This is a genomic window from Bacillota bacterium, assembly GCA_030019365.1.
Classification (GTDB): Bacteria; Bacillota; Sulfobacillia; order JACIYH01; family JACIYH01; genus JACIYH01.
Genome location: JASEFA010000018.1, coordinates 1 through 12,155 on the forward strand (window position 1 = coordinate 1; position 12,155 = coordinate 12,155).

Below are 12,155 nucleotides of genomic sequence, written 5' to 3' on the forward strand. Positions count from 1 at the left end.
GACTGGCACGCGGCCCTGCTCTCCGCCCTCCTCGACGGCCCCCTCTCCCTCCTCCGCACCCTCCTCAAATAGCCCCCGCGTCCGCGCCACCGCTCGCGCCCCCGCCGCCCCCGCCGCCCCCGCCGCCCCCGCCGCCTGCCCCCCAATCGCCGCCGGACGCCGGTGCAGGCGCCGCGGTCCCGGCCGAGGCGGCGGCGCCCACGCCGCAATCGCCGGCCAACCGCGGCGCCCACGCCGCAATCGGAGCCGTATCGCGGCGCCCACGCCCCCATCTCCCGCCCGACCGGGGCGCCCACGCCCCAATCCCACGCCGCACCGGGGCGCCCACGCCCGGATCAGCGTTGCCATCGCGGCTCCTACGCCCGGATCAACCCCACCACCGCGGCGCCCACGCCGCACTCAGGATGGATGTCCCGCCGCGCCTCGTCCCGCCCGGCCGTGACTCAGGCGCGGGCCCTGGCCTGTGCCCAGAAGTTCGAGGAGGGAGTAGACCAGGGGGGCTCGAATTCGATCATGGCATCCGTCCGGCCCGCCCTCGCCAGCAACAACAGGACGGGCTCTTACGGCGTGGCGGTCATGGAGTTGCGGGTACAACCCGATTTCCGGTCGTATGAGCGTCGGGGACGGGGCGAAAGGAGAGGCTGGTCTTTGGACGGGTTCGAGTTCTACTCAACGGGCCATTCGTTCCACCGGTTCATGAATCCCACCAACATCGACAAGCTCATGGAGCTTGGATGGGCATGCGGGCTGGAGCTCAGACAGGGGGCTCCAGAGGCCTGGAGGCTTGCCAACATCAACGACGGATTGTTCCCCGATGCGGCGGTGACCCGCTCCGCCACCGGTGTGGAGAAACGGGTGCTGGACGTGGGGTGCGGGAAGGGCGGCCTGACCTTTCTTCTCGTGGAGAACTTCCTTGCGCGCTGCCTGGGTGTAGACCTGTCTCCGGGCGAGATCCGGCAGGCAGAGGCCAGAAGGCGGCTGTCTGCTTTCGCCAACAAGGTGCTGTTCGTGCGTGCCGACGGCAGAGAACACACGCGAGCGCTGGCTTCGAAAGGCGACAGGTTCGACGTGGCCCTGTGCATCGGGGCGACCTTCATCTTTGGGTCGTTTGAGGACACGATCGAGGCGCTCGGGTCGTGTCTGGCCGACGGAGGCGTTCTGGCTATCGGCGAAGCCACGCTCAACGAATGCGAGGGTACGCAGGCTTATCGCGACGAAGTCGCGTCCGAGATCGTGTTGCGCACGGACTCCGAGCTGCTGGAGACCATCGAGCGCAATGGGTATGACCTCACCTACATGGTAGAGGCGTCGCTGCCGGACTGGGACAGGTACGAATCGCTACAGTGGCTGGCACTGCATCGCAACCTGGCTCTGCACCCGGATGATCCGGAGGCGCGCGCGCACTGGGAACGCAAGCACAAGGAGAAAGTCTCGTACCTGAGCAGGGAACGCAGGTACATAGGCTGGAAGGTATTCGTCCTCGAGAGGGCGGTCGCCGGGACACGGCTCACCACCTAGAGAGATACCCCGACCCGATGGCCGACGCCCGTCAGCACGTGGCGGAAGTCCGGCCCATCGTCCACAGTGGGAGTTTGTGCGCAACAGCGTACCATTAGACCAAATCGAAGGGAAGGAGCGGGGCGTCGTCTCGGCAACCGTGAGCTTCATGGACGGTGCCATCGGCAGGCTGACCTTTGCCGAGGCCTGCAAGAGCATCTCGCGCCCAGGCCGTAATCCTACGGTTCTAATTGTCGGCCTGTTGCTTGGCAACCACCGGGGTCCGCCGTCTGTGCCGCGATGCCCCCCCGCACCGCGGTGCCTACACCGCGATCGCCCCCCGCACCGCGGTCCCTGCACCGGAATCGGCCCTCGAACTGCGGCGCCCCCGCCGGGATGGCCCGCCGAACCGCTGCCCCTACGCCGGAATCGCTGCCCCAACCGAGGCTCCGGCACCGGCATGGTCCGCCGAACCGCAGCGCCTGCGCCGCGATCGACCCGGAAAGGTTTCTCCTGGCTCAGTGGGCCCTCGTTCCGCGGTGCCTTTGCCTTCACGGAGAAGGCGGCGACCGAAGATGGAGGGGTGACCGCCTACGACCGCCCCCTCGAGCGCCTGGCGGCGCTCCTAGACCATCGGCGCCTGCGCGGCCGCGGCCACCGCGTCACGGGCAGGCCGGTGGTCGGCCTGCTCCCCCTCGGCACCCTGCCTTGCGCGGTGGCGGACTGCGTTTTGGTGGTGGCCGAAGCCGCCGGCCAGGTCAAGACCACGACGGGCGGCGGCGTGTACTACGGACTGCTGGCGGCCGAGATTTCTGTGGAGGTGTTGGCCCGCGCGCTGGCGGAGGACACCTGTCTGCGGAGTCGTGGGCCGGGTGTGATCGCCGGTGGAGGTCCCGCAACGCGGTACGGGTGCGGGTCGGAGACCCGCAGCCAGCTATTTGGAAAGATATCGCGAACTCATTGGAGAGGTAGGGAAAGTTTAGGGATGGCACACGCCGTCGAAACGGAAGGGCTGGGGAAGAGATACCTCAATAGGTGGGCCGTTAGGGAAGTCGACCTGGCGGTGGAACAGGGAACCATTTTCGCGCTCCTGGGGCCGAACGGTGCCGGCAAAACCACCACCACGAGAATCCTGACTACCATCATACGGCCCGATGCTGGAACGGCCAGAGTCTGTGGCTATGACGTATGCAGCCAATCGTTCCAGGTAAGAAGCTGCCTCGCTTTGGTCCCTCAGGGTGGAGGCCTTGGCGAGCAGTTCAATGTGCATGACAACATCTGGTTGTACTTGATCCTGCGAGGGGTGCGACCGTCTAAGGCGAGACTCCTGGCTCGTGATGTGCTGGAACGTTTTGACTTGACCGAGCACATGCACAAGAAATCCTCGGAGCTCTCAGGTGGTCTCAGACGACGGGTGGATGTGGCACGCGCTCTGGCATTGCCAGCACAGGTACTGTTCTTGGATGAGCCTACCACAGGCCTGGATCCTGTGTCGCGCCATACCGTGTGGACGCGCGTACAGGAGGCGCGTGAACAGGGTTCCACGGTGTTCCTGACCACCCAGGCGATGGACGAGGTGCATGAACTGGCCGATGAGGTTTGCTTCTTGAGAGAAGGTGTGGTGGTGTGGCGGGGCTCCAAGAGGTCTCTGCTGGATGAGTTGGGACAGACCGCTGTTTCCCTCATGCTGGGAGACGTCGGGAACGGGGCGGGCGGCGTGAGTGTAGCCGAAGTGGCGGAAAAACTGCGTGCCGTCCAAGGTGTATTGCAGGCGAAGGCTGCAGGGGAACAACCTGCCGCCTTGCGCCTACAACTGAAGGGAAACGGGGCCTGCTTGCCCGAGGTGATCGCTCTCCTGTACGGGTGGGGCCACCGGCTGGCAGGGCTCGAGGTCGGTGCTCCCACGGTGGAGGAAGCCTACCTGCGGCTGTTTGGGAGGGATGAAAGCCGTGCTTAGCGAACTTGGGCGCGTGCTTTACCGGGATCTGCAGGGACTACTCAAGTCGCCCTTCCGCTTTGTCTTCGTTGTGGGCCCTGTCCTTTCTTTCCTGCTGTTCGCACCCGCCTTGGCACAAGCCGTAGGGAGCATCCGTGTGGGAACGGTAGAGATGAACTACGCCGCCTTCGTGGTACCTGGCCTCCTGGTACTCAACTCCATGGCGCTCGGACTGAGAGCCTCCTTCTCGGTATGGATGGATAAGATGATGCGCCAGCTTGAGGTGTTGTTTGCCCTGCCCATCCGTCGGGCCACTCTGCTTGCCTCGATCTCGATCACCGGGGTTCTCGACGTACTTATGGTGAACTCGATCCTCATCCTCATATCGACGCCAGTGTTGGGCGACCGAATCAGATGGTCACTGGGCACAATTGCGGCAGTGTGGGTGGTGTCGGCGCTCTCCGGCGCGGCCTGGGCTTTACTGGGCGTGAGCGCGGCTGCGATCATAGAGCGGAGTGAGTCTTATAACCTGTTCATGAACCTGCTGGGCACGCCCCTCATGTTCACCTCCTGCGTGTACTATCCACTGGCGGCCATCCCGGGCTGGATCCGTCCCCTAGCCTATGTCAATCCTCTCACTTACGCCACGAACCTTCTGCGGGGCCTGCTTAGCGGTGCTCATGGGTGGCTGGGCCTAGACCTGATTGTGGTGGTCGTTTTCGTAGCTCTTGCGGCGGCCTCCGCCGCGTTCTTTTACCCGCGCTGCCTGAGATGATGCACCGTCAGTGAACACGTCCCAGTGCGTCGCGCCCGCCAAGTCGGCCGCGTGTACCCAGCTGGACTTCGTGACTGGCTATCCGGGCCACGGTGCCTCATGTGCTTGTATCTTCTGTCCCTACCAACTAAGTCCTCGCCCGGCAGTGACCATGCCGACCCAGGGAGGAACTGCTAGTTCCCTACAGAACAGATGCTTCCGAACCAGGGGTATGGGCGGGTCACTTAGCAGGGGCAGTTGCCGTTGTTGCAAACGAAGCGTCAGGAGTGTTTAACGAGTCGACGGCCAGATAAAGCCACGCCGGTGGCCGCCATTGGAAGGAGATGGTGGTACTTGCGGCGTATCATGTCGCTGCAACCCCTCACCAGGTCGCCGCGGGTCGTTGGCTTAGCAAGCGGGGGTGACGGTCGTCAAGACGCTGGTGTTGATCGACTATGAGAACATCCACTGGAGCATGAAGCGCAACTTCAAGGTCAAGCCGGAACCCCGCCCGTCTGGTTGACCTAGTAATCGGTTTGGTACATGAGAGATTCCCGAACACTGTGAAGAACCTTCGCGCCTATGCTGACTTTGACCTGGATGAGCTTCGGGGGTTGCAGACGGCGCTGCAGCGCAAAATGGTGGAGACTCGCCACGTGTATGGCAAGACGGGCCCTGATGAGGTGACGGAAGAACGCGTCTGACCTTGAACTGATGCTGGATGCGTACGAAATGGCGCTGACCGATCCGGCTTGCGACTCGTTCGTCTCGTGGGCGGGGACCGGGACCTGATTCCTCTAGTCCGTCGTCTGAAGACCATGGGAAAGACAGTGGTTGTTATAGGGGTCAAGCTGACCACTAGCCAGGACCTTATTGAAACGTGCGGTGAGCAGAACTTTGTCTCCAACTGGGAACGACTCCTGCGGTCACCATGCCCGACTCTCACAATGCGGGCGACTTCGGTTCCTTCCTGGTGGGGGCACCGCACGAGTACGCCATCACGGCGGAGCAACTGACCCATCGCACCGACGGGCATATGAACATCGATGCGGTAAGGGCGGGTGCCGTCGTGATTTGCCCGGTCAAGGTACCGGGAGGCGGGGTGTACGTGGGTGACATGCACGCCTGCCAGGGCGATGGCGAGGTGGCCGGGCACACCGCCGACGTCTCGGGGACCGTCACTCTCCAGGTGCGGGTGATCAAGAACCTCGGGATCGATGGGCCCATCATCCTGCCCGTCCCCGAAGACCTGCCCTACCTGGCCAGACCTCTTGAGGCTGGGGAGCGCGCCCGGGCTGTGGCGCTGGCGCGGAGGTGGGGGCTGGAGCGGATTGAAGAGTCGGCTCCCATCAGTTTTGTCGGCACCGGGCCCGATCTGAACGCGGCCACTCAGAACGGGCTCGAGCGGGCGGCAAGCTTGCTCGGCATGAGCGTGCCCGAGGTCAAGAACCGTGCTACCATCACGGGAGCCGTCGAAATCGGGCGGTTGCCGGGCGTGGTGCAGGTTACCTTCCCTGCTCCGCTGGAACGGCTGGAGCGAGTCGGGTTGTTGCCGTTCGTCAGGGAACAGTACGAGCTGCTGTAGGATGGGGCTGGCGACTTCCCCCGGAGGGGCGAAGCCGCCAGGTCAAGTGCGCGTATGGGTACCGTACCGGGGGATATCCTTCCCAGGGGGTGGGCAAGGTGCGCAGGGATGCGGGTGGGAAACCGGGAGTACTGATCATGGGGATCCTGGACACCAAGGGGGACGAGGTCCGCTTTTTGCGCGACCAGGTCGAGCGGGCCGGCGGCGCGCCGATCGTGATGGAGCTGACGGTGAGCGGGAAAGCGGTGGGGTGGGCGGACATCTCCATCGACGAGGTGGCCCGGGAGGCCGGGGTTGCTGCCGGGGCGCTGACGGGAATGCCGCGGGAGAAGGCCGCCGATCTGGTGGCGAAGGGGGCTACGGCGATCGCGTCTCGCCTGGTACAGGAGGGCAGGGTGGGGGCCGTGATGGGGTTCGCCGGTTCCCTGGGGACCTCCATCTGTACCCGGGTCATGCAGGAGTTGCCTTACGGCGTCGCCAAGCTGATGCTCTCGACCATGGCTTCCGGTGATTGCCGCCCCTACGTCGACATCAAGGACATTGCCATGTGGTACCCGGTGGCGGAAAAGGGGCTCAACTCGGTGACGGTCAGGATCCTGAGCGCCGCCGCCGGGGCTGCCGTGGGTGCGGCCTCCGCTCCCGAACCGGCCATCGCCACCAGGCCTCTCATCGGTTATACCATGTTCGGTACCACCACCCCTTGCGTCGAGGTGGTGCGCGGCTACTTCGAGGAGAGAGGCTACGACTCGATGGTCGTCCACGCCGTGGGCAGCGGCGGCAGGTCGATGGAAGAGATGATCAGGAGCGGTTTCATCGCCGGGATGGCGGATGTCACCACCCACGAACTGACCGACATGGTCTGCGGGGGAGTGTTGAGCGCGGGGCCGGGCAGGCTGACGGCAGCCGGGGAAAGGGGCGTCCCCCAGGTGATCTCCACGGGCGGGGCGGACATGATCAACTTCGGGCCCCGGGAGCAGGTGGTGGGTAAGGCGTCGCTGGTCACGGGTCGCACCTTCGAGGAGGAAGAGAAGCTTTACCCCGGCCGCACCATTTACAGGCACAACCCCATGGTGACCGTGATCGGCACGCTGCCCGAAGAAGCCCGCGCCCTGGCCCGTGCCATCGCCGAGCGCCTGAACCGGGCCCGGGGACCCACCTGCGTGGCAGTCCCCATGAGGGGGTGGAGCGCGTATGACATCCGCGAACCCGATCTGTCGTTGGGGTGGGCGGGTCCCGGCCCGGGGCCGTTCTGGGATGGAGGAGACCCTGAACGCCCGACCTGGTCCAAGCGGAGCGTGGCATTTCTCGACGAGTTGAAGGAGCAGGTCGATCTTTCCAGGGACAACCTGGAGGTGCTGGTGGCGGACAGGCACATCAACGAGAGGGAATTCGGCCTGTTGCTTGCCCGCATCCTGGATGACATGCTGGGCGGGCGGTGGCGGAAGCGCATGTACGGGGATCTGCTGCCCTGGGTTTCCCCGCTGCAGGGCTGTTAGGGGAGGGATAAGGATGGGCAAGAGGATCGTGCGGGATGTAATCCTGCAGAACTTGCGCGAGAAGGTGAATAGGGGCGAACCCGTCATCGGTTGCGGGGCGGGTACCGGCATCTCGGCCAAGATGGCAGAGGCCGGCGGCGCAGACCTGATCATCATTTACAATTCGGGACGTTACCGCATGTCGGGGCGCGGCTCCCTGGCCGGCCTCATGCCATACGGGGACGCCAACGCCATCGTGGTGGACATGGCGCGTGAGGTTATCCCGGTGGTGAAGCACACGCCGGTTCTCGCCGGGGTGTGCGGGACGGATCCCTTCCGCGACATGGAGGTTTTCCTGGAGGAGCTCATCCGGATCAACTTCAGCGGCGTACAGAACTTCCCCACCGTGGGCTTGATCGACGGGGTATTCCGGGCCAACCTGGAAGGCACGGGCATGGGGTACGACAAGGAAGTGGAGATGATCAGGCTCGCCCGCGAGATGGGCCTGCTCACGGCGCCTTACGTGTTCGACGAGGACCAGGCGCGCAGAATGGCCGAGGCCGGTGCCGACGTTCTGGTTCCCCACGTGGGGCTCACCACTGCGGGCACCATCGGGGCGACTGTGGCACTTTCGCTGGACGAGGCCATCGAGAGAGTGCTCGCCATGGCGAAGGCGGCCCGTGAGGTAAACCCCGACATCATCGTACTGTGCCACGGAGGGCCGCTGGACGAGCCGGCCAACGTGGCCCGCGCCCTGGAGAGGATGCCCGGGATCGCCGGGTTCTTCGGTGCCTCCAGCATCGAACGGCTGCCCACCGAGCGCGCCATCCGGGAGCAGGTTCGGGCATTCAAGTCTCTCAAGCTGACCCGCGGGTGAAGGGTGCGGCCGGGGCAGTCGGGCGGCCCTACCAAACCGGGCGCGCGCGGTCCGGGGAGAGACGTTGGCCTGCAAGGAGCGGGAATTCGTGGAGGCAGGCAAGGCGGCCCGTACATCGTGGATTGGCTGAGCCAGGAGCACCCTGACCACGTTGGAATCCTCACCGAGAACTTGCGCCAGATGGAACAGCACCTCGCCGGCGCGGGTACTGCTTTGCTGGATCTGGCCGGCCTGTAACTTCCTTCGGGCGTCTCCCGCACGGGCGGCTCCGGCCCCGGCGGGCCGGCAGGACGCGGACGAGGCTGTCCGAATTGGGGACGCTAATGTGGCCCGTATCAACTCCTCCCTTCGTTCCAAGTCCGAGTTGATCGTCGCAAACTTGCTCGCGGACCGGGGCATCCCCTTCACCTATGAGACAGCCCTGTACGCACCCGATGTGACCTTCTACCTGCCCGATTTCACCCTCACGTGCCGCGGTATGAGATGGTATTGGGAGCATCTGGGGTTGATGCATGATACCGAATACCGGGCGCACTGGCAGCAGAAGGCGGACTGGTATCGCAAGCACGGCTTCGCCCAGCAAGTGATTGTCACCACCGAGAGCAAGGGGGTGGACTCGGCTGCTTTTGCGGAGATCATCGACAACCTCCTCGGGGGGGCCTTGGCCTTCCTCGTCGACCTCGCCAACCGCGACGGCATCAAGCGCGCCGTGGAGTCCCACCGCCTCTTCGACTGGCATGCCCCCTCCTCTCCGCCCTCCTCGACGGCCGCCTCTCCCTCGTCCGCCCCCTCCTCAGATGGCCCCCCCGCCCCGCCGCCACCCACCCCCCCGCCACCCATCCCATCCATCCCATCCATCCCGCCACCCACCCCCCCGGCACCCCCGCCTGCCCCAACCGGGGTCCCCGCACCCCACCAGGGTCCCCACACCGCGATCCCCGCTCCAACCGCGGTCTCTGCACCCCGATGGCTGCTCGGACCGCGGTCCCTACACCCCGATCCCTGCCGGCACCGGGGTCCCTAGACCCAGATGCCTGCTCCGACCGCGGTCCCTACACCCCGATGCCCCGAAGCTCGGCGCCTACACCGCGATCGGCCCCTCCACTGGGGTCCCTGCACCGATCACCCTGTGGCCGCGGTGCCTGCACCGCATCGTCCGCGAACCGCCGCCCCTCCGCCGATCTGTGTAAGTCCCGTGGCTCCTGGGGAAGATTCAGGTCCCGGGAGTGGGGGTTAAGGAAGATAACCCCTATGGCCCCGAGCCAAGCTCTTGCAGCCTGACGCCGCGCTCGCCGACGTAGGAGGCCAGCGCCTCGCGCGTGGGGGAGCGGTCACCTTACCGCCCACGTCACGCACCCTCAACCGAAGCTGACAGACCGAGCCGCAGTCCCTGGACCGCGATCGCCCCCCGAATCGCATGTACCCCATTGAGCCGGACGGTCGGACCTGGATTGATGCCGCCCGGGGGCATCGGGTACAATCGGAGCGGAGGGTGGAAACGTGAGCACGTCGCTGGCCATGGTGGCTGGACAACTGAACATGCCGGAGCACGAACTCGAGCGGAAGGCGCTGAAGACTTTTCTGGAGACCGAACTCCGCAACGCAGAGGAACAGATCCTGGCCCTCATTGCCCGGTACGGCGTCAGGCAGGCCGACGGGTTGGAGCGGTTGATCCGGGAACGCAAGGTTGAAGAACATCCAGCCTGGGAGGATCTCATTGAGTGGGAAGGGCTCGAGGGCCGACGCGAAAAGCTGCTGGACCTGCTTCTGGCCGTGATGAGGGAACCGGTCCGGTGAGCGTCGACCCGGGTGACCTGGTGAGGCACATTCTTGCCGTCTGTCCGGATCTGATCAATGGTGCTATTGTCCAATCCCTTGAACCCAGCAGGATTCGGCTAGTTTTCTCAGACGGGACTTACATGGACATCAGGTACAATGACAGGGGTAGATACTCGTATCATTGGCAGCGGGGAGGAGGTGAGACGTGGAGATTCGACAACGCTCCGCACCATCCTGAGGTCCCTACATATCCCCATCATCTGCACTACGGGCTGAGCGGGCAAGTTCTGCCGTCTCGAGTTAAAGGAGCCAGCGTGCGCGACGTGGACGAAGTCATGAAACTCGTGCGAAGAGTAATGGGCGGCGAGGCGCGGCCCTCTTGATTTCTTGCAGCGACGTACGTCCCCCCGGAGAAGGTGAACACGGGTGGGGTTGTCCCCCTTACCGCTATGAGGGCCTTGGGTGCTGCGCGAGGTGCCCAGTTCCTCTGAATCGCACCACCTGGTTTACCTCTTCTTCCATCGTTTTCCGCATGACCTCAAGCCCTACCACCGCTAGGAGACCTTCCTTGGTGCTCCCAGCCAGTTCTTCCACGGCGACCCCGATCCGCCGGGGCTGCTGCGGTAGCCCACTATGGCCGCCGCCGCGGGCGCGTGCGCCCAGGTGGGATTCGGAAAGGCGGTGCCTGCGCCGCGGTCCCGGCAAGACCACGGAGCCCGCGCCGGAGTGCCACCGTCATGGCGGCCCTGGGTCCGCCATCCCGAGCGAGTCGCGGCGCTTGCGCCGCAGTCGCTGGAAGATCGCGGCTTCCGCGCCGCAGTCACCCGGCTGATCGCGGTGCCAGGCGCAAATGGCGCCCTCCCGACGCCGCTAACGTCGGCCGATCCTGGCCGTCTCTGAGCAGCCTTCTTGGTGCTGTGGTGGCGGGTGAACTTGCCCTGGAAAAACTGAGTAGGTGCAGGGTGATGCCCCGACCGGCTTCTCCGCGGGGGAGCGGATCGGGCGCTCACGGCGTGTATTACGGATCGCTGGCGGCCGGGATCGCCGTGGATGTCTTGACCCGCGCTCTGGTGGAGGACGACCTGACTGCGGGGTCGCTGGCGGAATACGATGGCCGGTGGAGGTCCCTGCTCGGCCGCGAGATCGAGGTGGGCGTGCGCGTCCGGCAGCTTGCCCGGCGGGTGGACGACGGTACGCTGGCCTTCCTCATCGACCTCGCCGGCCGCGACGGCATCAAACGCGCCATCCAGCCCCACCGCCTCTTCGACTCGCACGCGCCCCTGCTCTCCGCCCTCCTCGACGCCCCCTCTCCCTCCTCCGCTCCCCACGCCTCTAAGTGTCACCGCAGCTTATCGTCAGCCCGTTGTGGTCCTGGACTTCCGGCCCCAGGTCTTGAGGTGTCCTTCCACTGGGACGGGCGATTCGCGTTCGGATTCTCCCAAGTCCCGATGGCCCCGGGTAGGTGCAGCCGGTCGGGCAGGTCGCTGTCGGTCGCGTCCGGTCATGTCGGCACTGTGTGGCTGGTGCAGACGTACGTGGCGGTCAGGGAGGTATCGCAAAGAGCAGCAGGGGTAACGATGGCTGGGCCGTTTCCGGACAGCGTCGTCAGGGAGGCGTTTGCGGGGGCGGGTGGCAGGTGCGAATGCACCCGCACAGCGCATCCGCACTCAGGACGATGTCCGCAAAAGCTGGTCTGGGAGTACCGTGGTCGAGACGTGTCCGGCGGATGGGAAGCCCACCACCGGAACAGTCAGGGGCCAGCTACCGTCACCAACTGCGAGATCCTTTGCCAGGATTGTCACAAGCGCACGCGAACGTTCGGTGGCTGATGTCGCGCTGGTACGTCGACCACTGGAGCTTCTCGCTCGATCTGAGCATCCTGTTCCGCACCATCCCCGTGGCCATTTTGCGGCAGGGCCTATACGGCCCCGGCGGCCTCAACGACGACCTCGTCTCCTGCCGCTCCAGCGCCCGCCCCTGACCCCCGCCCCCGCCCCTGACCCCCGCCCCTGACCCCCGCCCCCGCCGCCCCTGCCTCGCAGCCCCCACGCCCGCATCACCAGCCCGACCTGGGCACCCATGCCCGCATCGTCGCCCCTACGCGGGCGCCTACGCCTCAATCCCGCAGGGGGCGCGCGCGAAACCAAGATGGCACCCCTCGCTTCCTCGCCCGTCTCGCTCATCGGGTGGTGCTCAACCACCCTAGGAGTGCGCTTCAAAACCCCCTGCGAGCACCATCAGGCGGCCCTCTC

General features: G+C 65.4%; 7 protein-coding genes and 1 pseudogene. All 8 read left to right on the forward strand.

Annotation, left to right across the window (positions count from 1 at the left end; translation table 11 throughout):
• Nucleotides 1-408: 408 nt before the first annotated feature.
• The 8 genes and pseudogenes from QME70_13870 to QME70_13905 all read left to right on the forward strand — a co-directional run bounded on the left by QME70_13870 (nt 409) and on the right by QME70_13905 (nt 11,884).
• Nucleotides 409-1,518, forward strand: a complete 1,110-nt coding sequence (locus tag QME70_13870) for a class I SAM-dependent methyltransferase (GenBank protein MDI6895653.1) — start codon at nt 409-411, stop codon at nt 1,516-1,518.
• 562 nt (nt 1,519-2,080) lie between these two features.
• The gene (locus QME70_13875) at nt 2,081-3,454 is read left to right on the forward strand and encodes an ATP-binding cassette domain-containing protein (protein ID MDI6895654.1); all 1,374 of its coding nucleotides are present in this window, start codon (nt 2,081-2,083) and stop codon (nt 3,452-3,454) included.
• Nucleotides 3,447-4,208 (forward strand): ABC transporter permease, encoded by a 762-nt coding sequence (locus QME70_13880; GenBank protein ID MDI6895655.1) that lies wholly within the window; start codon nt 3,447-3,449, stop codon nt 4,206-4,208. Before QME70_13875 ends, QME70_13880 begins: the two co-directional genes overlap by 8 nt.
• Before the next feature lie 883 nt (nt 4,209-5,091).
• A pseudogene (locus QME70_13885) lies at nt 5,092-5,772 on the forward strand (acetamidase/formamidase family protein).
• Between the two features lie 98 nt (nt 5,773-5,870).
• Nucleotides 5,871-7,268, forward strand: a complete 1,398-nt coding sequence (locus QME70_13890; protein ID MDI6895656.1) for a Tm-1-like ATP-binding domain-containing protein — start codon at nt 5,871-5,873, stop codon at nt 7,266-7,268.
• Nucleotides 7,269-7,281: 13 nt separating this feature from the next.
• Nucleotides 7,282-8,124: a phosphoenolpyruvate hydrolase family protein gene (locus QME70_13895; protein MDI6895657.1), complete on the forward strand. Its 843-nt coding sequence runs from the start codon at nt 7,282-7,284 to the stop codon at nt 8,122-8,124.
• A gap of 1,500 nt (nt 8,125-9,624) precedes the next feature.
• Nucleotides 9,625-9,921 (forward strand): hypothetical protein, encoded by a 297-nt coding sequence (locus tag QME70_13900; GenBank protein MDI6895658.1) that lies wholly within the window; start codon nt 9,625-9,627, stop codon nt 9,919-9,921.
• Nucleotides 9,922-11,731: 1,810 nt separating this feature from the next.
• A complete protein-coding gene (locus QME70_13905; protein ID MDI6895659.1) occupies nt 11,732-11,884 on the forward strand; it encodes a hypothetical protein in 153 nt (50 codons plus the stop codon).
• Nucleotides 11,885-12,155: the final 271 nt, after the last annotated feature.

Bases quoted from the DNA above. Each gene is read 5' to 3' on its own strand.
- QME70_13870 (MDI6895653.1), top strand. From the start codon at position 409: ATGTCCCGCCGCGCCTCGTCCCGCCCGGCCGTGACTCAGGCGCGGGCC.
- QME70_13895 (MDI6895657.1), top strand. From the start codon at position 7,282: ATGGGCAAGAGGATCGTGCGGGATGTAATCCTGCAGAACTTGCGCGAG.
- QME70_13905 (MDI6895659.1), top strand. From the start codon at position 11,732: ATGTCGCGCTGGTACGTCGACCACTGGAGCTTCTCGCTCGATCTGAGC.